This is a genomic window from Alcanivorax sp. UBA3183 (genome assembly GCF_002364155.1).
Classification (GTDB): Bacteria; Pseudomonadota; Gammaproteobacteria; order Pseudomonadales; family Alcanivoracaceae; genus Alcanivorax; species Alcanivorax jadensis.
In genome coordinates, this window is sequence record NZ_DEXN01000044.1 from 336 (window position 1) to 24,905 (window position 24,570).

Annotated in this window: 18 protein-coding genes and 2 tRNA genes; 16 read left to right on the forward strand and 4 right to left on the reverse strand. The window is 56.6% G+C overall.

The features are described from left to right. Positions 1–163: 163 nt before the first annotated feature. From B3Q33_RS13795 to B3Q33_RS13855, 13 genes are all read left to right on the forward strand, one after another. Positions 164–239: transfer RNA gene (locus B3Q33_RS13795), tRNA-Val, on the forward strand. A gap of 34 nt (positions 240–273) precedes the next feature. Then, a tRNA-Asp gene (locus B3Q33_RS13800) sits at positions 274–350 on the forward strand. A 670-nt stretch (positions 351–1,020) separates the two neighbouring features. Beyond that, complete coding sequence (locus B3Q33_RS13805; RefSeq protein ID WP_273008810.1) at positions 1,021–2,397, forward strand: hypothetical protein; 1,377 nt, start codon at positions 1,021–1,023, stop codon at positions 2,395–2,397. Positions 2,398–2,507: 110 nt separating this feature from the next. After that, the gene (locus B3Q33_RS13810; RefSeq protein ID WP_273008809.1) at positions 2,508–3,581 is read left to right on the forward strand and encodes a cyclic nucleotide-binding domain-containing protein; all 1,074 of its coding nucleotides are present in this window, start codon (positions 2,508–2,510) and stop codon (positions 3,579–3,581) included. A 78-nt stretch (positions 3,582–3,659) separates the two neighbouring features. Further along, the gene (locus B3Q33_RS13815; protein WP_273008808.1) at positions 3,660–4,589 is read left to right on the forward strand and encodes an NAD(+) kinase; all 930 of its coding nucleotides are present in this window, start codon (positions 3,660–3,662) and stop codon (positions 4,587–4,589) included. 143 nt (positions 4,590–4,732) lie between these two features. Then, entirely contained in the window at positions 4,733–5,005 is a 273-nt protein-coding gene (locus tag B3Q33_RS13820) for a YeaC family protein (protein WP_273008807.1), read from the forward strand. Between the two features lie 255 nt (positions 5,006–5,260). Next, positions 5,261–7,633: a hypothetical protein gene (locus tag B3Q33_RS13825; protein ID WP_273008806.1), complete on the forward strand. Its 2,373-nt coding sequence runs from the start codon at positions 5,261–5,263 to the stop codon at positions 7,631–7,633. Between the two features lie 109 nt (positions 7,634–7,742). Continuing rightward, positions 7,743–10,355 (forward strand): aminopeptidase N, encoded by a 2,613-nt coding sequence (gene pepN, locus B3Q33_RS13830; RefSeq protein WP_273008805.1) that lies wholly within the window; start codon positions 7,743–7,745, stop codon positions 10,353–10,355. A gap of 215 nt (positions 10,356–10,570) precedes the next feature. Then, positions 10,571–12,541 carry a DUF1302 domain-containing protein gene (locus tag B3Q33_RS13835; RefSeq protein WP_273008804.1) on the forward strand — a complete coding sequence of 657 codons (1,971 nt, stop codon included), beginning with the start codon at positions 10,571–10,573 and terminating at the stop codon, positions 12,539–12,541. Positions 12,542–12,586: 45 nt separating this feature from the next. Further along, on the forward strand, positions 12,587–13,993 hold the full coding sequence (locus tag B3Q33_RS13840) for a DUF1329 domain-containing protein (RefSeq protein ID WP_286828144.1): 1,407 nt from the start codon (positions 12,587–12,589) through the stop codon (positions 13,991–13,993). Positions 13,994–14,109: 116 nt separating this feature from the next. Next, positions 14,110–15,201, forward strand: coding sequence for a WD40/YVTN/BNR-like repeat-containing protein (locus B3Q33_RS13845; protein ID WP_286828145.1), 1,092 nt, complete (start codon positions 14,110–14,112; stop codon positions 15,199–15,201). 10 nt (positions 15,202–15,211) lie between these two features. Further along, entirely contained in the window at positions 15,212–17,593 is a 2,382-nt protein-coding gene (locus tag B3Q33_RS13850; protein ID WP_286828147.1) for an efflux RND transporter permease subunit, read from the forward strand. 252 nt (positions 17,594–17,845) lie between these two features. Beyond that, positions 17,846–18,856 (forward strand): quinone-dependent dihydroorotate dehydrogenase, encoded by a 1,011-nt coding sequence (locus tag B3Q33_RS13855; protein WP_286828149.1) that lies wholly within the window; start codon positions 17,846–17,848, stop codon positions 18,854–18,856. A gap of 316 nt (positions 18,857–19,172) precedes the next feature. Here B3Q33_RS13855 and rmf read toward each other — a convergent pair whose 3' ends face one another. Continuing rightward, on the reverse strand, positions 19,173–19,379 hold the full coding sequence (gene rmf / locus B3Q33_RS13860) for a ribosome modulation factor (protein ID WP_035247144.1): 207 nt from the start codon (positions 19,377–19,379) through the stop codon (positions 19,173–19,175). Between the two features lie 252 nt (positions 19,380–19,631). On the opposite strand from rmf, the gene rlmKL reads away from it, so the two are divergent. The 3 genes from rlmKL to B3Q33_RS13875 are packed head-to-tail and all read left to right on the forward strand — an operon-like array spanning position 19,632 to position 22,317. Then, complete coding sequence (gene rlmKL / locus B3Q33_RS13865) at positions 19,632–21,743, forward strand: bifunctional 23S rRNA (guanine(2069)-N(7))-methyltransferase RlmK/23S rRNA (guanine(2445)-N(2))-methyltransferase RlmL (RefSeq protein WP_277672776.1); 2,112 nt, start codon at positions 19,632–19,634, stop codon at positions 21,741–21,743. Continuing rightward, complete coding sequence (locus B3Q33_RS13870) at positions 21,743–21,967, forward strand: glutaredoxin family protein (protein ID WP_035247149.1); 225 nt, start codon at positions 21,743–21,745, stop codon at positions 21,965–21,967. Before rlmKL ends, B3Q33_RS13870 begins: the two co-directional genes overlap by 1 nt. A 44-nt stretch (positions 21,968–22,011) precedes the next feature. Continuing rightward, positions 22,012–22,317 carry a DUF6482 family protein gene (locus tag B3Q33_RS13875; protein WP_035247152.1) on the forward strand — a complete coding sequence of 102 codons (306 nt, stop codon included), beginning with the start codon at positions 22,012–22,014 and terminating at the stop codon, positions 22,315–22,317. A 105-nt stretch (positions 22,318–22,422) separates the two neighbouring features. Here the strand turns inward: B3Q33_RS13875 and B3Q33_RS13880 are convergent, their stop codons facing one another. The 3 genes from B3Q33_RS13880 to lexA are packed head-to-tail and all read right to left on the reverse strand — an operon-like array spanning position 22,423 to position 24,254. Beyond that, a complete protein-coding gene (locus B3Q33_RS13880; RefSeq protein WP_286828153.1) occupies positions 22,423–23,244 on the reverse strand; it encodes a TatD family hydrolase in 822 nt (273 codons plus the stop codon). Further along, complete coding sequence (locus B3Q33_RS13885; protein ID WP_052042703.1) at positions 23,192–23,608, reverse strand: DUF1499 domain-containing protein; 417 nt, start codon at positions 23,606–23,608, stop codon at positions 23,192–23,194. The genes B3Q33_RS13880 and B3Q33_RS13885 overlap by 53 nt, the downstream gene beginning before the upstream one ends. Before the next feature lie 31 nt (positions 23,609–23,639). Then, positions 23,640–24,254 carry a transcriptional repressor LexA gene (lexA, locus tag B3Q33_RS13890; RefSeq protein ID WP_035247154.1) on the reverse strand — a complete coding sequence of 205 codons (615 nt, stop codon included), beginning with the start codon at positions 24,252–24,254 and terminating at the stop codon, positions 23,640–23,642. Positions 24,255–24,570 lie beyond the last annotated feature (316 nt).

Consider the following 24,570-nt stretch of genomic DNA (forward strand, 5'->3'; position numbering starts at 1 on the left):
GGAACTACGTGCGTTACTCCGCTACGCTCCGTTCCTACAGGGCTATTCTGTGCAAGATTTGCCCGTTCCGCCCATTTTCTAGGCAAACGGACTTTTTTCTGCAAAAAGCCGTTGACACCCCCGGCCCAATCCCTAAAATGGCGCCCACTTCGCAGCGCGATGCGGGTGGTTAGCTCAGCTGGGAGAGCATCTGCCTTACAAGCAGAGGGTCGGCGGTTCGATCCCGTCACCACCCACCATATTTTGTAAGTGAAGAGTTCCGTAAGGAAAAGTGGAGCGGTAGTTCAGTTGGTTAGAATACCGGCCTGTCACGCCGGGGGTCGCGGGTTCGAGTCCCGTCCGCTCCGCCACTATTCAGCATTAAAGGCTCCCATTTATGGGGGCCTTTTTTGTTTCTGCTCCCCTGTCATCCTTTGTCTGACGCCTGATCTATTGCGGCTGTGCGTTGTGCCTTGCTCTGTTTTATTGCATTCGACGTCGAGCATCAGGCGTGATGCGTTCTATTTCATGAACTTGTCACCTAAACCCTGTCTAATTTCAGGCCCACAACACTGAAAAAGACAAGGAGGGCAAGCAAATGGAAGACTATCTGGAAGAGCGACTGGAAGAGAAGCAGCTGATGGAATGCCTGGAAGAGTGGCAGGAAGAAGACAGCTGGGTGGACGACGGAGAGGAGCTCTGATTCCTCTCCGTACCACCCCTCTCTGATTTTCCAGTCTCCATCCCTATCTGTTAATCCTTCGCGGTTTGATCCTACCCCCCCCCCCTTCAATACACATTGATTCTGGCAACGTGATGCCGTTATTGGTCTTCGTCAGCTGCTTTGCGGCATAGTAATGGGCGCATTTTCGTATGCTTTTTTTTTACTGCCATTCAGGTCACACTCTTTTATTAGGGGCTGACTATAATTGGCAGCACCCTGATTTTGCCGTCGCTACTGTGTTTTCTGGATCTTGCAGGGAGTGATGTTGTGGCGAGTCAGTGGCCAACTACAATAATTCTCAAGGGAAGGAAGGACACATGCCTCTATCCTCCGTGACGTCCGAAGCGATTCTGTTTTTTGATCATCGGGGCATTACCAAAAGCATGCTGTATGCGGATTTTGAGGCGATCCTCGATGGCATGGTGGGTGTGCCGGAATTTGCAGATAAGGAAGTTCGCGGTGCCTACTGCCTGGTGAATGGTCAGTTACGGGTACGTTCGCTGGTCCTTTTTACGATCGATTTTGATGAAGACGGCATGGCCGACACCACCTGGAATGTGCCGCTGCGCCATCTGGCAGAACATGCCGGGCAGGGGCCGGATATGGGGGCCGGGCCGATTCGTCTGGCCTGCCGCAGCCAGTGTCCGGTGGCCTGGCACCAGGATCAGATGTGGGATCCGGGCATGAAGCCGGGAGCCAACGACTTTATCGCCATTCGCGACACCATTCGTGAGCGCGGTCCGAAACTGGGGCTGGAAATCGATGACGAGCTGGATTCGACCCCTGCCGCTGCGCCGCCAGTCATTGGTGCCGAAACGGCAGCGCCCACCATTGCCCCGGACGATGACGAGAGCAAGAAAGAGGCCGATGAAGAAAGGGTGCGACTGGCTCGCATTATCAAGGAGCTGCGCCTGCGGGTACAGACACTGGAAAATTCCCAGTCCGAAGAAGTGGGCCAACTCCGCTACGCCGCCCAGCAAAAGGAGGAAATCCTCAATGCTCAGCTGGAAAAGGTTCTGGGCCAGTTCAAAACGCTCAAATCCCAAAATGGGGCGTTGCGTGAACAGAATGATTCTCTCAAGGCTCAGGTGGTCTCACTGACTCAGAGCCTGGAGGAGCAGAGCCACCAAAGCCAGACTCAGGGCAGCGAACTGGAAGTGCTTACCGAACAGTACAAGCTGGCACTGGAGCAGCGAATCGAGGAGGAACGGGCGAAGCTTTCCGAGCAGATCCATGCCAAGGAAATGGATGTGCTGACCCGCGATGATCTGATTAACCAGCTCAAGGAGGAACTGGGCGAGCTAAAACGAAATCGGGTGAAGGAAGCCAGCACTGGAGCCCAGAAGATGCTGGAAAAACTGGAAAATCTCGGCCTCAGCTTTATCGCCTTCCACCCTGGTGCGGGACATATTTCCATTTCGGCCGATCAGATCGGCAGTTACATGGAAAATCCAGTGGCTTTCGCTGCGCGTAAATGTCTCGTCACTGAAGATCACTACCGGGCCTGGCTGGCCCATTATGAAAATCCCGTGTGCCAGGTATCGGTGGGCTCTGATCAACAGCCCTGCGGTAAGCGAGTGATCCGGGTGGAAGTGCCTAACCAGTTCAAACCCGGCGTCTCCGACTGCAATGCCAATCGTTGTCCAAACTGTCGCAACGACTCGGCGATCGATAACGTGCTGCGCTTTCGCTGATAAACAGATGTGACTCAGTGCCACTTCACTGAAAAATGGTAGGTTTTTTGCATTATCTACGCTGAAAGCATGATGTTGTTGTCACAATAAGAACACCGGGAGCGGCAGTTATGGCACAGGAATCCATTGATAAAAGCCTTTTACAGACCTTTGTGCCAGTGAATGCGCTGTCTGGAGACCAGCTGGACTGGCTCCTGGATCAGCAGGAGGTGTGCCGTTATTCGTCAGGAGATGCCCTTTTTTCGCTTGGCGACAAGGACAACACCACCATCTATCTGCTCAGCGGCAAGGTAGAGCTTACCGATGAAGCGGGCAAAACCCGTACCGTCAGTGCCGGAGATACCGCATCCTGGCATCCGCTGGAGCATGCCCAGCCCCGCCGCAGTACGGCTCGGGCTCTGACCGAAGTCAGTGTGGTCCGCTTTGACAGCTTTCGGCTGGACACCATTCTTTCCTGGGACCAGTCTGCCGGTTACGTGATTCTCGATATCAACGCCAACTCCGCTTATCAGAATGATCGGGAGTGGATGATTCGACTGCTTAAATCCAAGCTGTTTCATCGGGTACCGCCCAGTAATATTCTGGAAATCTTCCGGCGCCTGAAGGCTCATCGCCACAAGCAAGGGGATGTGATTATCCGCCAGGGTGAGGCAGCAGACTGTTGCTACATTCTCAAGGAAGGCGTCTGCGAGGTGGCCATCAGTATGGGCGACAATGCCCCAACCCCCGTGGCCATGCTGGAAGAAGGACAGTGGTTCGGCGAAGAGGCGCTGCTTTCCGGCAAGCCCCGTAATGCCACGGTGACCATGGCTACCGACGGGGTCTTGATGAAACTGGAGCGTCAGGACTTTGATGCCCTGCTGCGCGAGCCGATCATCAACACCATGCCCGCTGAGGATGTATTGGGCGCCGCAGAAAAGGGCGCCTGGTGGCTGGATGTGCGTACCAGCGATGAATTCGACCAGGAGCACCTGGTGGGCGCCACCAACATGCCGCTGAATGTATTACGGCTGAAATCCCGCCTGTTGGACCCCAGCAAGACCTATATTGCCTACTGTGATACCGGTCGACGTAGCGCCACAGCCGCTTTTCTGTTAAAAAACGCCGGCTTGGACGTAATCGTTCTGGATGGCGGCCTGAATGCCAATGCTGCTAACCTGAACGAGTACCTGACACAGGCCTGAATCCGCGGCTGCCATGCAGCAATCACGGATTCGGGCCAGGGTGGTCGCTCACCGGATGGAGGGCGAGCCCTTCACCGGATGCAGCTCCGGCTGCCCAGGATTCGTGTGGCGCAAGAGACTTTTAGCAATAAATTCCGCAATATCGGCTTGATTGCCCGTTCCGAAAGTGAACAGGCGCTGTATTCACTGCGCCAGTTGATTCACTTTCTCAACGGGCGTGACTGTACCGTTATCCTCGACAAGAACATTGCCGGCAGCCTGCCAGAAATGGGCCTGCAAGCGGCATCTGCCACGCAGATGGGTGAAGCCTGTGATCTGGTTATTGTGGTCGGTGGCGATGGCAGCCTGCTGGGCGCCGCCCGTACACTGGCCCGTTTTGATGTGCCGGTGCTGGGCGTCAACCGGGGTCACCTGGGGTTTCTCACTGACATCCTTCCCTCCGAAATCGAAAGCCGGGTGGGGCAGGTGCTGGACGGTGAGTACACCACTGAAAAGCGGTTCCTGCTCGATCTGGAAGTACGCCGGGGCAAGACCGTGGTGGGCGAGGGCTGCGCCCTGAATGATATCGTGCTGCTCTCCGGTGACAGTGTCCACATGATCGATTTCGAGCTGGTGATCGATGGCCATTTTGTCTATGGCCAGCGCTCCGATGGCCTGATCATCTCCACCCCCACCGGTTCCACGGCCTATGCGCTGTCCGGCGGCGGGCCCATCATGCATCCCAAGCTGGATGCCATGGTGATGGTGCCGCTCAATCCGCATACCCTTACCAGCCGCCCGCTGGTGGTGGCCGGGGACAGCGAGATCAAGATTCATATCACCACCGAAAAGGTCCGACCACTGGTCAGCTGCGACGGCACCGCCGGGATTCGCCTGCAGGTGGACGATGTAATCGCCATTCGCAAGAAGCCCCATCGTTTGCATTTGATCCACCCGCCTGGCCATGATTTCTACCAGGCCTGTCGCTCCAAGCTGGGCTGGAGTACGCGCCCCGGTGACAGCAGCTGAAACCCCGTTGATAGTTAACAGTGAATAGTTAATAGCTACAGGCAAACAGCGGCTTCCCTGTATCCGTCCCAGACTAGCCAGGCCGGAAACGGGCGTAAGCCACACCCGCCGAACTGGCGGGGTGCCTCAAACGAGTGAATGTCATGACCTACCAAAGCTTTGATGACCTGATCGCCGCCATGACGCAGGAAGTCTGTGACAACATGCGCCGCGCTATTGAAACCGGCAAGTGGGCGGATGGTCGGCCGCTGAGCCGTGAGCAGCGTGAAACCTGCCTCCAGGCGGTGATTGCCTGGGAGGCAAAGAACCTGCCAGAGGAGCAGCGCTCAGGCTACATGGAGCAGCAGTGCAAGAGTGGCAAGGACGAGCCAGAGGAGCAGCCGGTTACCCTGCGCGCCCCGGATCGTTTGCAGTAGCCAGACCGCCCGTCCCACGGGCGGTGACTGGCGGGTCGTCGCCCGGATACCGCCTGTCGGACCAACGTCAAGCTTTTCCTGCCAAAGACCGTTGGTGCTCTTCCAAACATACTGTATTCTTCCTAGGTGACAACTGTACTGTGTAAGTTAGCCGGCCTAGATTCGGCGCACGCGGACGATGTCTTTCTGGCTGCGTTATGGGAGATTGCGGCGCAGGCAGAAATAAAAAAGATAACAAACGGTTTGGGAGAACCCATGCATATCTATAAGAAAGTACTGCCTGCGGCAGTGGCCCTGGCACTGGCGGCCTGTGGTGGCGGCAGTGATACCGTCCCTGATCAAAGTGAGGGTGCGACCCAAATCGGGACTTTTCCCCGTTTTGACCCACTCGCTTCCGATCTGCCTCTGAATACAGACATCATCTTCGCAGACGCAGCAAGTAGCGATGGAACTGCGAATGTGGGCGCTCCAACCAATCCTGTGGAAGCGGCAATCAATAGCCTTGACGGCTTTTCCACCAATGCCTATTTCGATATCGCTTTTGCCGGTGGCAGCATTGATCCGACCAGCCTGTGCACAGTGACTGATGCACAGATCAAGATGCTCTGTGCGGAACCAAACGTTTTCCTTCTGCCGTTGAATACTGGTGATGCAGACGCTCTGGATCCCGGCAACATTGTGGCGGAAGACCCTGTGGCCATGGGCGAAGTCACGGCCTATACCGCCTCGGTAGTTTCCTTGGACGGTGGCCAGAATAATGTGCTGCGTGTGATTCCCGAGCAACCTTTGAAAGCCAAGACCAAATACCTGGTGTTTGTGACCAATGGTGTGCTGGACAGCATGGGGCAACCCATTACACCCTCTAGCAGCTATAACACGCTGGGCGAAACAGAGCCGGCGGTGACTCCAGCTCTACAGCCGGTGCGTGATGCGATAGCTGGCTGGGAAAACCTGGCTGCTGCAGTGCTGACTGGTGGTTTGGTGCCTCCGACATCTCCGGAATTTCAATCTGCGAAAGATGCAGTGGCGATTTCTTATACTTATACCACGACGGATCCTGTTGCTCCTTTGGTAGGGATGGCTGCACCAAGAGCTGCTCTGGCGGGCCTTGGTGTGCCAGCTGAAAATGTTAATGGCCTGCAGGCCGGAGGGTTCTTGCCTACTCCGGTAGCTTCCGAGCTTGTTGGTGTGCCGGCCGCGACAGAAACAGATATCGGTGGCTTGACCGGTCTTGCAGCTGATATTGCTAACCTGTACACAGGCTATATCCAACTGCCTTATTACCTGACCACCCCGGAAACCACCGCCAGCGCCAGTTATACCCAAGACAGCTGGGTGCCGGATGCTACGTTGGCGGGCGCGCTTGGTATGAGTGTGCCTGCGGATGTGGATGGGTCTACCAACGTCACTTACCGTTACCCGTTCGCCACCGAACAAAGTCTTGAGACCGTGCCGCTTCAGGTTACGTTGCCGGGCTCTTCAGCGGGTGGTGGTGCTTGTGCGGCTCCATATCCTGTTGTGATCTATATTCACGGGATCACCAGTGATCGTAGCTCTGTAGCTGCGCTTGCCCATAGCCTTGGCAATGCCTGCGTAGCAACAGTCGCTGTCGATCTGCCTTTGCATGGCGTCACCAACAATACTGACTCACCGCTCTATGGCCTGAATGTAGAGAATCCTGCAGGGTTGGGTGCGGCGTTTTCCGGTTTGGGTGAGGATGCTCCCCGTGAGCGTCACTTCAATGATGCGGCGGGCTCTGGCGGTCAGTTCATTAACCTGTCCGTGCTTCAGAATACTCGCGACAACCTGCGTCAGTCCGTCATGGATATGCTTAACCTCAATGCCAGCCTGACAGCTATCAGTGATAATCTCGATGCTCAGATGCTGGGGACCCTGGATACTAGCAATGTAAAAGTGGTTGGTGTGTCTTTGGGTGGCATCGTTGGTTCCGTGTATGCGACTGTGAACCAACTGTCCATTGGCGCGGATGGTATGGCAGGGTTTGCCAGCAACCTGAACTCGCTGAGTGGTGTTGTGTCTTCTGCCTCTGGCGGTCAATTGACCCAGATCCTCGCTAACTCACTGGCACTTGGTCCTACCGTAAATGGTGGTCTGGCTCAGGCGGGAGTGAATCAAGGGACCTCTACCTATGAGAAATTCCTGTACGCAGCACAAAGCACGGTTGATTCCGGTGACCCGGTGAACTTCGCGTCCACGTTGAGCGGTATCGGTGTACCGGTACTGATGCAGCAGATTGTAGGTGGCGGAGATGCCAGTGGGCTTGGTGATACCAAGCTCTACACGGCGGACAAGGTGATCCCTAACAGTGTTGAAGGTGCGCCGCTGGCTGGCACCTCCCCGTTGGCCGTCCTTGCAGATGCGTCATTGCCGGGTGCTGCACCGGGTGCAGCTTCAGCTAATCTGTTGATCAATCTGACTATTGGTCATCATGCCTCTCTGTTGCGACCAAGCGAAGATGGTGTGACGGCGGCCACCACAGGCGAGACGCTTGCCACAGGAGAGTTGCAAACCGAAGTGGTATCTTTTGTTCTAGATCCGACCCAAATTGCTGTTGGGACTGCGGGAAGCAATGCTGCGTCTGCGTTCGTTGAGGTCGCTGCGCCGTAATCCTTGTCTTCAGTAGCCTTAAAACGACAACACCCCGCTTCTGCGGGGTGTTGTCGTTTAGGGCAAGTGTCTAATATGGACGGCAACAGAAACGCAGCAGGAGTCATGCATGGAAACCGCGCATAGTGCAGTCAAGACCTCGCGATTGGAAGAGTATCAGCCTCCAGTCTATCTGGTGGACGAAGTGGTTCTGGATGTGGATATCCATGATGGTGTGACGACAGTTACCAGTACGCTGTCGCTCCAACATAACCCGGCTTCTCCGGTCCCGGCGGGAGAGATGAGTTTCAATGGCGAGGGGCTTGTCCTGCGCTCGTTGGTCCTGGACGGTGTTGTGCTTGAAGAGGAGAGGTACGAGTACAGGGATTCTCAGTTGATTGTCAGGGGGCTGCCTGAATGTTGCCAATTGACGTCGATTGTAGATATCGAACCGGAAAAAAATACCGCACTCGACGGACTCTACCGCTCCAACGGCATGTACTGCACGCAGTGCGAGGCGGAAGGCTTCCGCCGTATCACCTTTTTCCCGGATCGCCCGGATGTGCTGGCCCGGTTTACCACTACAGTGCGGGCTGACAAGAAGCGCTATCCGTTGCTGCTATCCAACGGTAACCCGGTAGAGCAGGGCGAAGAGGGCGATCGCCACTGGGTGACCTGGGAAGACCCGTTCCCGAAACCCTGCTATCTGTTTGCGCTGGTGGCCGGTGATCTGGCCTGTCTGGAGGACAGCTATACCACCGGTTCTGGTCGCCAGGTGTCGCTGCGTCTTTATGCAGAGCACCGCGATCTGGACAAGCTGGACCACGCCATGCTGTCGCTGAAGAATGCCATGCGTTGGGATGAAGACAGCTACGGGCGTGAGTACGATCTGGATATCTACATGATCGTGGCAGTAAGCCATTTCAATATGGGGGCCATGGAAAACAAGGGCCTCAATATCTTCAATACTTCCTGTGTGCTGGCTCACCCGTCTACTACCACCGATGCCGGTTTTCAGCGGGTGGAGTCCGTGGTGGCCCATGAATACTTCCATAACTGGTCGGGAAACCGGGTCACCTGCCGGGACTGGTTTCAGCTCAGTCTCAAGGAAGGGTTTACCGTATTTCGTGACCAGCAGTTTTCTGCGGACATGAACTCCGCCGCCGTGCAACGGGTGGAGAATGTGGATTTTCTGGTCAACCATCAGTTCCCGGAAGATCAGGGGCCAATGGCCCATCCTGTTCGCCCTGCGCAATACCAGAAAATCGATAATTTCTACACGCTGACGATCTATGAAAAGGGCGCCGAAATTGTCCGTATGCAGTATCACCTGCTAGGGGCCGATGATTTTCGTCGCGCTACGGATCTTTACTTCGATCGGTTTGATGGTCAGGCCGTCACCTGTGATGACTTTGTTGCCTGTATGGAGGAGATCTCCGGGCGAGATCTGACTCAGTTCAAGCGCTGGTACAGCCAGGCCGGTACGCCGGTGCTGACTGTGACGGATCACCTTGAGAACGGCCGGTACCAGCTCTCCTTCCGCCAACACACCCCCCCGACACCAGGGCAGGCTGAGAAGCAGGCGCTGATGATCCCGGTGCGTCTGGCCTTATTGGACGAAGCTGGTGAGCCGTTGCCGCTGGATGAGCAGGGCAATCGCGAGAAGGTCATTATTCTCGACAGGGAAGAGCAGACCCTCAGTTTTGATGCTGAAGGGCCGGTTACCCCTTCCCTGTTGCGGGGCTTTTCTGCGCCGGTGGTGCTCGACTACGCCTTCGACCATGACCAGCTAACCCGTCTGCTGGCCTACGACAGTGATGGCTACTGTCGCTGGAGTGCTGCCCAGCGGCTTTACTTCTCCGCGCTGGATCGTCTGGTGAAAGGGACTGGCGACGCAGCCGCCGAGGCGCAAGCACTGGTGCCGGTATTGGAGCAAGTGATCGGCCGGGCTGATGAGGATCCGGCCCAAGCTGCTCTGTTGCTGTCATTACCTGGCGAAGTGGCCCTTGGAGACAGGCATGCGCCTCTGGACCCTGGCGGCGTCCATGCTGCCCACCGTGCCATGAAGCAGGCCTTGGGCAAGGCATTGCAGAGTCACTGGCTGTCACTGGCTGAGAATCTGATTGCAACCGAGCTGGAGATGGATGGTAGGGCCATGGGGCGCCGCCAGTTACGCAATCTGGCACTGGATTACCTGGCAGCGTCCGGTCATCCGGAAGCGCCACGATTGGCAGCAGAACTGTTTGAATTGCCGTTATGCATGACCGAAGAACTGGCCGCACTGCGAGTGCTGGTGCATTACGATTTAGCCGGCGCCGATCAGGCTCTGTCCCAGTTCGCTGAACGCTGGTCAGATGAGGCCCTGGTAATGGATCAGTGGTTTGCCGTCCAGGCGGCGACTCCGGGGCCGGCCAGCTTGTCCAGAATAGAGACACTGATGAGCCATTCTGCTTTTGACTGGACAGTACCGAATCGGGTGCGAGCCTTGGTGGGTACTCTCGCAAATGGCAACCCGTCTGCCTTCCATTCTCCCGACGGCGAAGGCTATCGCCTTTTCGCGGCAGCATTGAGTCGGCTAGACGGGATTAACCCCCAGATTGCTGCCCGGCTGGCCAATGCGGCCGCGCGTCTGTCAAAGCTGGAGCCCGGGCGCCGCAAGCAGCTAGCGTCGGCCCTGGAGCGAGTGGAAAAGGATGCCTCGGACAATCTCAGCGAGGTCCTTGGGCGGATTTTGGCTGTTTGATGCGAATCGACTACAAGATGAAAAAATAGTGATGACTGGCTGGTCGTTAAATGTACACTGAGGGGGGATTTCTTTTTCGTCCCGATATGTAAGAATTAAGACTTAGTCTGGGTAGTGGTGTGCATCGGGGAGAATGATGGGACCGATGATACAACGGGAGAAGCCGCTGCCCGGGCAAGAACAATAAAGCCATGCATGGCAATTCGGAGAGCTACATGAATAATAATCCCCTGCGCAAAACCAGGTTAGCGATGGCTGTTGCTGGTGCTGCAGCCCTTACCAGCTTGTCACTTCCTGCCTCTGCAATTCAGCTTCAATTCGATAACCCTGACTGGACCGGTCGACTGGATACTGCCTTGTCCGTCGGTGCGTTGTTCCGCACAGAAGGGCAGGACCGGATGTTGGCGGCCAACGAAGACGTGGTTGACATGACCCTGAAAGGTTATGGCTCCCAGGTCAACAAGAACGATGCCAACAACAACTTTGACACTGGTCTGGCGTCTCTGGTCTACAAGATCACCCCGGAGATGGAACTGAACTGGCAGGGGCGTTATGGCATGTTCGTCCGTGCCACCGCGTTCCACGATGAGCAGATCATGGGCGGTGGTCATGATGGTGGCGCTCTGATGAAATCGGGCCCCTTCGTGCCGGGTAACGGGTTTACCCGTTATGCCACATACTCCGATTATGCCAACAACGGTATCGGTGACGATTTCAACAGTGATGCAGAGCGCTATGCGGGTCAGCGTGCTCGTATGCTGGATGCCTATGTCTGGGGGAGTTTCGATCTGTTCGAGAAGCCCTTGAACGTGCGTCTGGGTCAGCAGGTCATCAACTGGGGTGAAGCGCTGTTTATTCAGGGTGGCGTTAACACTGCCAACTACTTTGATCTCAATGCGCTGCGCTTGCCGGGCTCTGAAATCAAGGAAGCCCTGTTGCCACTGGATAGCTTGTACTTTTCCTACGGCCTGACCTTTAACGCGACACTGGAAGGTTTCTACCAGTTCGAGTGGGAAAATTCCGAAGATGCGCCAGCGGGCACCTACTTCTCCACTCATGATGGATTCCCGGGCAGGGGTGCTGACAACGTGATTATTGATGGTCGTGTCGTGGCTCTGGGGGCTGGTGCACCGGGTCTGGAAAATGCGTTCGCTGCCTACACGGCTCAGTTTGGTCCTGGCTACGAGTACGAAGCCACTCAGGTAACGGTTGATCGGATTCGTGATGAAGACGCGAAAGATAATGGCCAGTTTGGTTTGGCCTATCGTTATTTTGCCGAAGCCCTGAATGGTACGGAATTCGCGCTTTACTATACCCGCACTCATGCACGTACGCCTGTGGTGGGTTCCCGCATCAACAAGATCAACACCTCAGGCCTGGCGGGTGTGCCGGAAACCATCGACACCACTGAATACCAGATGGCCTATGTGGAAGACCAGGACATGTTCGGTGCCAGCTTCAACACTGTCGTCGGCACCATGTCTCTGGCGGGCGAACTGGCGTACCGCCCCAAGCGATCCATTATCAATGAAATCGGTGACAACCTGATCCAGTCTCTGGCAGGAGCAGCAGCAAATCCGGCCCCAACCCTGGGTGATCTGACTCCGCACTGTGTGCGGGCAGAGCTTGGTGGTAGCTGCCTGAGTTCCAACACGGCGGTGCAGGAAGGTCAGCTCTATTACTTCTACGACGAAGTGGAAAGCTATAACGGCTCCCTGGTCAGCATTTTCAACTTTGGACCGACCTGGGGAACCGATGGTTTGATCGCACTGGTTGAACTGGGCGTTGAGCATATTGAAGGTCTGGAAAACCCGGAGCTGGAATATAACTCCACTGCTGCCATTCTTGGTTCCGAGGCCCAGATTCTGAGCCCGGATGACCCCAATAAATATAATCTGGATGACACATCCTGGGGTTACCGTGCGGTCTTGAAGGCAGACTACAACAACATTTTCGCCGGTATTTCCATGAGCCCGAGCGTGCGGATTGCCCACGATGTAAGTGGCAATTCACCCATCGGTGGTAACTTCATGGAAGACCGCAAAGCCGCTACCCTGGGGCTGGATTTTGTGTACCTGAACAACCTGGAAGTGGGCATGTCTGCCACCAGCTTCTGGGGCGCCAAATATTCCAACAAACTGGCGGACCGGAACAACGCTTCGGTTTCTGTTAAGTACTCTTTTTAATTTTTTCCGGGCCGGGTTTCCGGCCCGTTTATTCGGAGAGCAATCATGTTGAAGAAATTGACCGCCATGGGCAGCGCGCTTGCGCTGTCACTGAGCGTAGCGGCCAATGTGCAGGCTGCCGTGTCCGCGCAAGAAGCGGCAAAGTTGGGTAAATCCCTGACTCCGTTCGGGGCTGACGTCAAAGGTAACGGGAAAGCCGTTTCCACTGGCCTTGGCATTCCGGACTGGACCGGTGGTATCCAGAAGAAGGATATCCCCAAGGAATATACCCGCCCCGGCCAGCACCACCCGGACCCTTTCAAAAATGACAAGGTAGTGTTCACCATCACCGCCCAGAACCTGTCCAAGTATGCGGACAAGGTGCCTGAGGGTGTGCAGGGTATGCTGAAAACCTACCCGGATACTTTTAAACTCAATGTCTACCCGAGCCGTCGCTCTACCTCCGCACCGCAATGGGTTTACGACAATACCAAGAGCAATGCTACCAAGGCTTCATTGGCAGAAACCGGTGTTAACAACGCATTCGGCGGGATTCCTTTCCCGATTCTGAGTGGTAGCAACGAAGACAAGGCCCAGCAGGCGATCTGGAACCATATCCTGCGGTGGCGCGGTCTGTACGTGGTGCGTCGTGCTTCAGAAGTGGCGGTGCAGCGTAACGGTGCCTACTCCCTGATCACTTCTCAGCAGGAAGTGTACTTCCGTTACTACGATCCCAAGTACAACTTCGACAGCCTGGACAACATCATTTTCTACTACCTGTCCTTCACCAAGGCGCCGGCACGTCTGGCCGGTGGGGCGGTGCTGGTTCATGAAATGCTGGACCAGAAGAAAATGCCGCGTCAGGCCTGGGGTTATAACGCCGGCCAGCGTCGTGTTCGTCGTGCTCCCAACCTGGCTTACGACACCCCGATCGCTGCAGCCGACGGCCTGCGTACTGCCGATGACACCGATATGTATAACGGTGCCCCGGACAAGTACAACTGGAAGCTGGTTCATGAAAAGCCGGTGGAAATGTTTATCCCCTACAACAACTACAAGATGGACAGCCCGGATGTGAAATACGAAACCCTGCTGCAACAGGGCCACGTGAATTCGGACTACCAGCGTTGGGAGCTGCACCGTGTATGGGTAGTGGAAGCGAACCTGAAGGAAGGTGAGCGCCATATCTACGAGAAGCGTCGCTTCTACATTGATGCGGATTCCTGGCAGATCGCCGCCATCGACCAGTATGACCGTCGTGATGAGCTGTGGCGTGTAAGCCTTGCCTACATCAAGAACTACTACGAAGTACCGACCCAGTGGACCGCTCTGGACACCTTCCATGATCTGCGGGCCCAGCGGTACCACGTACAGTTCCTGGATAACGAAGAACCGTCCATTCTGGATTACAGCCAGCCGGTACCGGATGACCGCTACTTCCATCCGGCCGCCCTGCGCCGCCGTGGACGGTAATGACAAGAAAAGGCTGACCGTTTAACGGCAGCACTGGCAACGCGACCGGGACGCCCATGGCCCCCGGTCGTTTTGCACTCGGCTCGGCAAACGAGCCTTCGGGAAGAGATGGGACAATGAAAAAAACACTTTTGCTGGCTGCTGCAGCCATGCTGTCTGCCCCTTTGCAGGCACAGTTTATTGATAGCAAATCGCCGCTGGTTACAGCCAACAACTATCTGGACCTGGCCAATGCCAATGGCCGGATTGTGGCAGTGGGTGACCGCGGAAAAATTCTGTACTCCGATGATGATGGGGACCACTGGCAGGCCGCCAAAACGCCTGAAGAGGTGCTTCTGACAGCGGTTTGTTTTGCGGATGCCCGCAACGGCTGGGCCGTGGGCCACGATGCCGTGGTACTGGGTACCCGTGATGGCGGAGAAAGCTGGACGCTTCAGTACAGTGATCCGCTGGGTGGCAGCGATGATAGCGAACCCGCTGATGAGAGCATGGATGATCTGTCCATGGACGATATCTATGGCGACCCCTATGAGGACGATGCCTACGGGGATGACCTCTACAGCGATGATCCCTACGAGGAAATCGCTGCTGCACCTGTTGATACCTCCGGTGCGCCGCTACTGGATGTGCACTGTGAAAGCCGTGACAAAGCCGTGGCAGTGGGTGGCTATGGCTACTATCTGGAAACTTCCAACGGTGGCGATACCTGGAAAAAACGAACCGCTGCCCTGAGTAATAATGATGGCTGGCACCTGTACGGCTATGCGGCCGCTCCTGCCAGCAGCGATCGCTATCTGGTTGGTGAAAAAGGCGTCATCTTTCGCTCTGCTGACAAGGGCCAGAACTGGGAGGCACTGACCAGCCCCTATGAAGGCACCCTGTTCGGTGCCACCCCGATATCCGATTACCAGGTGCTGGTTTACGGCCTGCAAGGCAATGTGTGGTTAACCGCCAATCGCGGCAGTAGCTGGGTCAAGGTACCCACCAAGCTGACCCGTGGTGTGAATGACGGCACGGTACTGGACGACGGCACCGTGGTGCTGGTGACCAATGCCGGCGGTATTCTCACCAGCCATGATGGTGGTCAAACCTTCTCCCTGCGGTTCCTTCCGGACCGTGAATCCATCTCCGCAATTTTGCCCCGAAAAGCGGGCGGCGTTCTTGTCGCCGGCCAGGGCGGAGTGCGCGTGATTGAAGACGTAAAATAAGGGGCACAGCATGTCAGGTCGTATTTCCAAAACCATTGCCGGCGGGCTGTTTTCCATTCGTCCCGTTGTGCTGCTGCTGTTTATTGCAGCGACTGTCTTCCTGGGCTTTCAGGCCAGCAAGATTCAGCTTAATACCGATATCCGAAAGATGGTCCCGCTGGGTCACCCTTATATCCAGAACTTTCTGGAACACAAGGATGATATGAGCCTGGGCAACGATGTACGTGTCATCGTTGCAGAAACCCAGAGTGACGACATTTTCAATCCCGAGTACATGACCGCCCTGAAGGAAATCACCGACGAGGTGTTTGCTCTGGATGGTGTGGATCCCAGCAAAATCAGTTCCCTCTGGACCAGCAATGTACGCTGGAATGAGGTAACCGAGCAGGGCTTCCAGGGTGGTGAAGTGATTCCCGCCGGTTACGATGGCAGCGAAGCGACGCTCGAAGATCTGCGCACCAATGTGCTTCGCTCAGGCCAGGTTGGCCGTCTGGTGGCGGATAACTTCCAGTCCAGTGTGGTGCATGCCCATTTGCTGGATGCGCTGGGTGAAAACGGCGTGGATATTCCCGTGCTGGCAGCGCGTCTTGAAGAGATTCGTGCTACCTATCAGGACAAGTATCCCAACGTTCGAATCCATATCGTCGGCCTGGCCAAAAAAGCCGGTGATGTGATGGCCGCCGCAGAAGAAGTGGCCATGTTCTTCTTCTTCACTCTCGCTCTGATTGCAGTACTGCTGCTGCTGGATACCCGCTGTTTGCGCAGTGCAATGACAGTGACCGTTTGCTCTTTTGTGGCGGTTATCTGGCAATTGGGGATTGTCAGTACGCTGGGCTTCACCATTGATCCTTATTCGATGCTGGTGCCGTTCCTGGTGTTTGCCATTGCGGTCTCCCATGGTGTGCAGATCGTCAACACCCTGGCGAACTACGCTGCAGAAGGGCAGACCCCACTGGATGCGGCGCGTAATACCTTCCAGTCCTTGTATGTACCGGGCATGGTGGCGCTGGTGTCAGATGCCATCGGCTTCCTGACGCTCTATATCATCGATGTGGGCGTGATCCGGGAACTGGCCATGGCGGCCAGTATCGGGGTGGCGGTGATTATCATCACCAACCTGATTGTGGTGCCGATGGTGCTTTCCTACCTGGGTGTCAGCGGTGCATCAGTGCGCAAGATTCAGGCGGGAGAGAAGAAAGAGCACCCGCTGGCCGGGCTGTTTGCCCGCTTTACCCGTAAGCCTTTGGCGGCTCTCTCCATCGTGATCGCAGTGGCCGGTTACGGGGTGGGCATCTACATGAGCCAGGATCTGAAAATCGGTGATCTGGACAAAGGTGCACCAGAGCTCTGGCCGGACCCGTGTGAAGAAATGGATTGCCCGCGCGGTTATGAACCCAAGCCCCGCTATCGCTATAACCACGACGTGAATTTCCTGGTGTCCAACTACTCTGTCAGTGCGGATGTGCTGGTAGTGATGGGCAAGACGCCGGTGGAGTCCTGTAACACCTATCCCGCCATGCAGACCGTGGATGATTTGTCCTGGACCCTGCGCAATGTGGAGGGAGTGCAGGATGTTGTTACCATCTCGTCGGCAACTAAACTGATCTCCACCAACATGAATGAAGGCTCCCTGAAATGGGCTACCATTTCCCGGGACCAGTATGCGCTCAACAATGTCATGAGCTTCATGCCGGACAGCCTCTACAATCTGGACTGTTCCCTGGCCCCGGTGTACGTGTTCCTGGATGACCACAAGGCGGAAACCCTGGACCGTGTGACCGCAGCGGTGGCCGATTTCGCCGAGAAGCGGAACAATGAAGAGGTTATCGAGTTCAAGCTGGCGTCAGGTAATGCTGGCGTGGAAGCCGCCACCAACCAGACCATCGAGGCCAATCAGTATCCCATGCTTGCCCTGGTGTACGCGGTGGTATCGATTCTGGTGCTGATCGCCTTCCGCTCCATTCGTGCGGTGATCTGTATCATCGTGCCGCTGGGGCTGACTTCCATCCTTTGCCAGGCGCTGATGGCGCATCTGGGCATTGGCGTGAAAGTGGCGACCCTGCCGGTGATTGCTCTGGGCGTCGGTATCGGTGTGGATTACGGGATTTATATCTACAGCAAACTGGCTCATTACCTGAAACAGGGTATGGATCTGGAATCCGCCTACCGGGAAACTCTCAAGACTACAGGCAAGGCGGTGGCCTTTACGGGCATCACCCTGGCCGTGGGCGTGATCTTCTGGGCATTCAGTTCCATCAAGTTCCAGGCGGATATGGGCATCCTGCTGACCTTCATGTTCCTGTGGAACATGATCGGTGCCCTGTGGCTGCTGCCCGCTCTGGGCTGCTTCCTGCTCAAGCCTGATGCGGCCCGCGCTCGTCAGAACAGCTAACTGACGCGCTGGTTTCTGTTGGTTATTTTCAAGCCCGGCTCTGCCGGGCTTTTTTTGTATTGGTAAAGTCTGGGCTATCTGGCAAACCCCCTGCTTCAGTTGGAGCCTTTTTCACAAGGCGAAGATTCCCGCCCAGCCAGATTCTCTAAGGCGGCGCGAGCTCGTACTACCCCAGGCTGTCCGACACAAAACATCGAAGTGACGGGGTAGCTTGGCTATAATGCCGGCCATTATCACAATCCGGGTTGTCCCATGCTGTACTCCCTTGCTCGCCCTCTGCTGTTTTCCTTGTCTGAAGAACATGCCCATGAGCTGACTCTGGCCATGCTGCGCAAGCGGGCGGGCAAACTGTGGCCAGGCAGTGTGCCGGCATCCCCGCGGGAAGTGATGGGCATTGAATTCCCCAATCCGGTGGGCCTGGCAGCGGGCCTGGACAAGAACGGTGACTGCATCGATGGTCTGGCGGATCTGGGTTTCGGTTTTATCGAGGTGGGCACGGTAACCCCGCGTCCGCAGCCGGGTAACCCCCAGCCCCGCCTGTTCCGTCTGCCCAGCGCCGAGGCGCTGATCAACCGCATGGGGTTCAACAATCTGGGGGTGGACTATCTGGTCGGTGCGGTTAAACAGAGCCGCTACAAGGGCGTGCTGGGTATCAATATCGGCAAGAACAAGGACACCCCGGTGGAAGACGCGGTTCAGGATTACCTGAGCTGTCAGCAGAAAGTCCACGCCTATGCGTCCTACCTGGTGGTGAATGTCTCCTCACCGAATACTCCCGGCCTGCGTAGCCTCCAGCACGGCGACGCGCTGAATGCATTGCTTGGCACCTTGCGCGAAGCTCAGACCCGTCTGGATGCGCAGCATCGTCGTCGGGTACCGTTGGTAATCAAGATTGCTCCGGACAACAGCGAAGAAGAGCTGCAGGCCATGGGCGAAGCGTTTGTGCAGCACGGCATCGACGGTGTTTGTGTGGGTAACACCACCCTGTCTCGCGAAGGGGTACAGGGTCTCCCCAAGTTCGATGAGCAGGGTGGCCTTAGCGGTGCCCCCCTGAAACCCATTGCCAACCAGGCACTGGCTACCATGAGCCAGACCCTGAAAGGGCGAATCCCGATAATCGGGGTAGGGGGTATCAATAGTGCCGCGGACGCGCTGGAGAAGCAGCAGCTGGGCGCCGACCTGGTACAGATTTACAGCGGCTTGATCTATCAGGGGCCGGGCTTGATCGGTGATATCGCCCGCGCCTGGCCCAAAGCTATCTAACTAAGCTACGAGCTATGCTGCTTGGATAGGGAAGGTCTGGAAAGTTCCGAGCCTTCGTGATTTCTTACGAAGCCGCTGTAGGAACGGAGCGTAGCGGAGTAACGCACGTAGTTCCGTGCGGCCCGAAGGGTGAGCGAAGCGAATAACCCATGCTTGTCCCCCAGGGGATCTGCGACATGCGAACCGTGCGAAGCACGGCATCGTCCGCAGGACGATCAAAGCTAGAAGCTAGAAGCTGGAAATTAAAAAGGGCCCGGGAGGGGCCCTGTGAGTCGGCGCTTGATGCGCCGGCGGGGTGTTGAACGGGTTTAAGGTGTTAGCCGATATTTTTCAGGTTCTGAATGCTGGATACCCCCAGCATCCCATGTGCGAAATCGGTGCGACCTTCGCGCCAGCCGCCCATCCAGTTGGTGCGTGCACTGAGGGCGCCAAACGGGCATTCCTCACGAGATTTTCCATCCAGGCCGGCGTTGTATCCCCGGCTGTAGGCGCGGTCGTCTTTGTTTCTTTTTTGTCGCTTCATAGACGCTTTCCCTTTCACAGATAGCGGTAGTGAAAATGACCCCTGGCAGAGAACAAGGCCAGTTATTGGGGTCGACTCATTCAGTATGGGAAAGCGCTGGGGTAGTGTCGAATATCATGTAGCAATATGGTTCGTGCCTGTTAAGCATATGACGTATAAAGGACAGCTTGACGACGATTTGTGTAACGCATTGAAAGTTAAATAGTTAATTTTACCGTTACGCATAAAACAGTCACTTACGAGGTATCAGTAATGGAATTTGTGGCCACCAGCATGCCCGGTATCGCCGAGTTGCTGGCCGATGAACTGTCGTCACTGGGCATATCGGTAACAGAAACCGGTCGTGCCCATGTGGCATTTACCGGCGGTACCGCGGATGCACTTCGGGTCTGCCTGTGGTCGCGGCTGGCGGAACGGGTGCTGTTGTCCCTGGCGACCCTCGGGGTCACCCCGGATATCGCACCGGAAAAGCTGGTTGCCAGCCAGGACTGGCTGTCTCTGGTGGGCAATGATGCGCCGCTGCATATCCATCTTGAGCACGGACCGGGTGTTCGTGGTGATAACCGCATCAGCACCAAGCGCTTTATTCAGGCCCTGCCACCACAATTCACGGTATCCCGGGATGCCCGTGGCAGTTGCTGTATCCGTGCCCGGCTGGATCCCAATGAAGCCCATCTGTGGCTGGATCTGGCCGGCGATCCCTTGCATCGGCGTGGTTACCGGTTGGCCGGTGGTCGGGCGCCGCTTCGCGAAACTCTTGGCGCAGCCATGCTGTGGGCCGCCGGCTGGCGCCAGGGCAATCATCCGGCAGTGTTAATGGACCCGTTTTGCGGCTCCGGCACCCTGTTGATAGAAGCCGCGCAGATCGCCGCCGGCTGGGCAGCGGGTGCCCAGCGCCAGCATTATGGTTTCCAGCAGTGGCGGGCGTGTCGCCGTCAGCTCTGGCAGGATGCCATGGAGGAGGCCGCCGAAAGCGCCCGCCAGCCGCTTCCTGAGATGTCCCTGAAGGGATTCGACGTGGACGGCCGGGCTATCCAGCTGGCCCAGCAGAATGCCGAGCGGGCGGGGGTTCGTCAGGCCATTCATTTTGAACGTCGGGAACTGGGCGCCCTGCGTTCCCGGGATTTTGCCGATCAGGGCCTGTTAGTAGCTAACCCGCCCTGGGGCGAGCGTCTGGATGAGCAGCAACAAGCTGGCTGGCTGCATTTCGCCCTGGGCCGGTTGCTGGCCAAACTGGCGCCGAACTGGCAAGCGGTGTTGTTGGGCGCCGACGCGGAAGTGATGGATCGCTCCGGTATGGATCTGCAGAGCCAGTGGCGACTGAAGAACGGGCCGTTCAATAACTTCATTCGTCTGTACCACTCTCGCCAGCCAGCGCAAGTGGAGGTGGTGACGATTGCTGAGTCATCCGCTTTCGAGGTGCCGGAAGGGGCCCAGCCGCTGGTGAACCGCCTGCGCAAGAATGGCAAACACCTGCGCCGCTGGCTGGAACGCGAAGATATCCAGTGCTATCGCCTCTACGATCGGGATCTGCCCGAGTTCAATGTGGCCGTGGATATCTATGGCGATCAGGTACTGGTGCAGGAATTCAAGGCGCCGAAAACCGTGGACCCGGAGAAGGCCAAACAGCGACGGGATCTGGCAGTGACCGCTGTTCGCGCGGCCCTGGGTGTACATCGCGAACAGGTGCACCTGCGAACCCGGGAGCGTCAGAAAGGCAATCAGCAGTACCAAAAGCTGGATGGCCAGGGGCGTTACCGGTTGGTGCGAGAAGGCCAGGCTCAGCTGCTCATCAACCTGCAGGACTATCTGGACACGGGTCTGTTCCTCGATCACCGTCCCACGCGGCTGAAAATTGCCGAGGAAGCCAGCGGCAAGCGCTTCCTCAACCTGTTTGCCTACACCGGCTCGGCCACCGTGCATGCGGCTGTTGGCGGCGCCAAGCGCACTGTTACCGTGGATGCTTCCAAGCGCTATCTGGAATGGGCAGCCTGCAATCTGGCCGCCAACGGCTTCTCCACCGAGCAGCATGAGCTGGTGCGCGCCGATACCATGCGCTGGCTGGACGAATGCCAGGAACAGTTCGATCTGGTGTTCTGTGATCCTCCGACCTTTTCCAACAATAAGTCGCGCAGTGACTTCGTGGTGGAAGAGCACCATGGGGAGTTGATCCGCAAGATCATGCGTCGGCTGGAGCCGGGCGGGGTACTGTATTTTTCCTGCAACTACCGGCGTTTCCAGCTCGACCCGAGTATCAGCAAATGGTATCAGGTAGAAGATATTTCCCGCTGGAGCATCCCGGAAGATTTTCGCCGCAATGACAAGATTCATGTCTGCTATGCCATTCGGCATGTGGAGGACTGATGAGCGTAGTGCTTTATACCACGGTGGGCTGTCACCTCTGTGAACAGGCCTGTGAACTGGTCGCCATGGTGTCACCGGACCTTACGCTGACACTGGTTGATGTGGCCGAGGACGATGAGCTGCTGGCCCGCTATGGCGAACGCATTCCCGTGCTGATGAAAGAGGGGCGGGAGCTGGGTTGGCCATTCGGTCTACTGGATGTGCAGCAGTTTCTGGCAGGCTGAGTGATTGATGCGGGCTTCACAGCGGCAAGATCATCATTGCTGTTATGGAAACGATCAGCCCCAAAAAACTGCACAAGCGCAAGGCCGATGAAGTCGAGATTTTCTCGGCCTGCCTGTCCGTGTGCACCGTCAAAGTCCGCTTCGCGGATACCTGGTACTGGGTGACCGACGACAGCGGTAAAATCATGCGCTTCAATGGCCCCGAGCACGCCAATAACCAGCTTCAGACCCTGTCTACCGACTCCGCACATTTGCTCCATCATTCTGCCCATGCGGAAATGGTCGGTCAGCCGGAAGGGGAGGTGATCCCTCCGCTTCGTGTGCGCTTTCACTGGCGAAGCCAAGCCTGACCTGTTGGAGTCTTGCTCGCAAGGGGAAGGCTTGAGCCTGGTGCCATTACCTGCTCAAGAGAGATTTCGCTTTGTGAGCAAAGCTCCAACGGTTTCGGGTTTCGGTTATCTGAACAGCACCCGCGCATTATCACTCGTCATACCCGCCACCCGGGCCACATCTTGTCCCCGTAAACTCGCCACCCGCTTACCTATCCAGGGTAACAATGAAGGCTCGTTGCGCCGCTTTTTCGGGGGCGCTTCCGGCAGATCCCGGGGTAGCAGATAGGGCGCGTCGGTTTCCAGCAGCAGCCGGTTATCGGGGATGTTGTGTACCAATTCCGCCAGCGGCTTGCCGCGGCGCTCATCGCACACCCAGCCGGTGATGCCAATGTGGCAATCCAGATCCAGATAATCAAAAAGCGCCTGGCGTGATCCGGTAAAGCAGTGCACGACCGCACCGACAAGGTGATCCCGGTAGGCTTTCAAAATGGGCGCGAAGCGTTCGTGGGCATCGCGCTCGTGGAGAAACACCGGAAGCCGGTATTCCACTGCCAGGGCCAGCTGGGCCTCGAAGGCACGTTCCTGATCCGGGCGTGGGGAAAAGTCACGATTGAAATCCAGGCCCATTTCGCCGGCGGCTTTTACGCTGTGGTGGCTTAACAGTTCCCGCATCTCCTTTTCCAGGGCCGGGGAATAGAAGCGGGCGCTATGAGGGTGAAGGCCAGCGGTGGAAAACAGATCATCGTGCTGGCTGGCCAGCTCCATGGCCTGGCGGGATTCGTCCACATTAGTGCCGGTGAGAAGTTGCCAGTTCACCCCGGCAGAACGGGCCCGCTCAAGTACCTCATCCTGATCATCGCGGAACTGCTTGTCGGTCAGATTAACGCCGATATCAGCCCAATGGGGAATGTCGGTCTTGAAGTGAGTAGTGTGAGGTTCTTGCATCAGGGGCCTGCTCCGCCAGTTGTTCGCGCAGGGATTCTACCCGACGACGGTTGGCACCTAAATCCCAGTAGCCGACCCGTGATGCGGAGCGTACCTCTACCACGCCGTCTTCACGAATATAGAATGTCACATCATCCACGAAACGCAGCAGTCGGCTTGAGAAGCGGGCCTGGATACGGGACTGGCCGACCACATCGAACTCGACGCGGTCAAGTTGCCGCAGCAGGGCCTGTAGGCGAGTCATGCTGGCCTGGCGAGTTTCTGCTACCTGCAGAGGCGCCACCCGGCGATCTTCGTCTTTGGCCAGGCTGGAGACGCAGTTGGGCGAATCCGGGCAGGGGGCGAGCAGATGCGTATCGGACATGGCGGCAACACTCATAAATAGCAGAATGGCACTAGAAAGAATTCGGATCACGGATCAACCCCACGAAAATACCCTCGATGATCAGTTGATCAGCCGGCACCTTGATCGGCTCATAAGCCTCGTTAGCCGGTAACAGGGTGGCGCTGGACTTGTTTAACTTTAGGGTCTTTACCGTGACTTCTTCGTCAATGCGGGCAACCACGATCTCACCGGAACGGGCCACGTTGGATTTGCGTACGGCGATCAGGTCGCCATCGAAGATGCCTGCCTCGATCATACTGTCGCCCTGTACCTTCAAGAGGTAAGTGGGGCGTTGCTTGAACAGCCCCTGGGGCACCGGCACGGTACGTTCCACATTTTCGATGGCCTCGATGGGAACCCCGGCGGCCACTTTGCCGACTATCGGCAGTTCTTCTTCCGACCAGTAGGCGTTGTCGAGCAATTGAATGCCACGGGAGCGGTCACTGTGGAGTTTGATAAAGCCCTTTCTTTCCAGGGCTCGCAAATGGTCAGAGGCGGCATTCTTGGACTGAAAGCCCATGATGTCGGCAATTTCCGCGCGAGTGGGTGCCATACCGGTATCGGCGATGCATTCGCGGATACAGTCCAGCACCTGTTGCTGGCGATCGGTGAGTTTGCTGCTCATAACCTTCTCCATGTTTCCCGCAGGATTTCGGTTCCATACCCGGGCGTCATCGACGCTTCTGGCTAACCAGGCTGTCAGCCAAGGCTGACAAACAGTGCTACAAAACCGATGCTAGCATAGGTACTGATAATATGAACAGTGCTATTTGAACAGTTGTGGCGGGCTGAATTTTACCAGTTTCGGGAGGATATCGTTGCCCTGTGGTAGCGGTGGCACTAGCATATTGCAGGGAGCATCTGAATGGTTGCGGGTCTTTGTGTTGATTCGCCCGGCAGGCGGACGCTTCGATAATAATTCCATCAGACCTGGGGATAGT

Coding starts and splice junctions, on each gene's coding strand:
- B3Q33_RS13805 (WP_273008810.1), top strand. CDS start 1,021: ATGCCTCTATCCTCCGTGACGTCCGAAGCGATTCTGTTTTTTGATCAT.
- B3Q33_RS13810 (WP_273008809.1), top strand. CDS start 2,508: ATGGCACAGGAATCCATTGATAAAAGCCTTTTACAGACCTTTGTGCCA.
- B3Q33_RS13815 (WP_273008808.1), top strand. CDS start 3,660: ATGCAGCTCCGGCTGCCCAGGATTCGTGTGGCGCAAGAGACTTTTAGC.
- B3Q33_RS13820 (WP_273008807.1), top strand. CDS start 4,733: ATGACCTACCAAAGCTTTGATGACCTGATCGCCGCCATGACGCAGGAA.
- B3Q33_RS13825 (WP_273008806.1), top strand. CDS start 5,261: ATGCATATCTATAAGAAAGTACTGCCTGCGGCAGTGGCCCTGGCACTG.
- pepN (WP_273008805.1), top strand. CDS start 7,743: ATGGAAACCGCGCATAGTGCAGTCAAGACCTCGCGATTGGAAGAGTAT.
- B3Q33_RS13835 (WP_273008804.1), top strand. CDS start 10,571: ATGAATAATAATCCCCTGCGCAAAACCAGGTTAGCGATGGCTGTTGCT.
- B3Q33_RS13840 (WP_286828144.1), top strand. CDS start 12,587: ATGTTGAAGAAATTGACCGCCATGGGCAGCGCGCTTGCGCTGTCACTG.
- B3Q33_RS13845 (WP_286828145.1), top strand. CDS start 14,110: ATGAAAAAAACACTTTTGCTGGCTGCTGCAGCCATGCTGTCTGCCCCT.
- B3Q33_RS13850 (WP_286828147.1), top strand. CDS start 15,212: ATGTCAGGTCGTATTTCCAAAACCATTGCCGGCGGGCTGTTTTCCATT.
- B3Q33_RS13855 (WP_286828149.1), top strand. CDS start 17,846: ATGCTGTACTCCCTTGCTCGCCCTCTGCTGTTTTCCTTGTCTGAAGAA.
- rmf (WP_035247144.1), bottom strand. CDS start 19,379: ATGAAGCGACAAAAAAGAAACAAAGACGACCGCGCCTACAGCCGGGGA.
- rlmKL (WP_277672776.1), top strand. CDS start 19,632: ATGGAATTTGTGGCCACCAGCATGCCCGGTATCGCCGAGTTGCTGGCC.
- B3Q33_RS13870 (WP_035247149.1), top strand. CDS start 21,743: ATGAGCGTAGTGCTTTATACCACGGTGGGCTGTCACCTCTGTGAACAG.
- B3Q33_RS13875 (WP_035247152.1), top strand. CDS start 22,012: ATGGAAACGATCAGCCCCAAAAAACTGCACAAGCGCAAGGCCGATGAA.
- B3Q33_RS13880 (WP_286828153.1), bottom strand. CDS start 23,244: ATGCAAGAACCTCACACTACTCACTTCAAGACCGACATTCCCCATTGG.
- B3Q33_RS13885 (WP_052042703.1), bottom strand. CDS start 23,608: ATGTCCGATACGCATCTGCTCGCCCCCTGCCCGGATTCGCCCAACTGC.
- lexA (WP_035247154.1), bottom strand. CDS start 24,254: ATGAGCAGCAAACTCACCGATCGCCAGCAACAGGTGCTGGACTGTATC.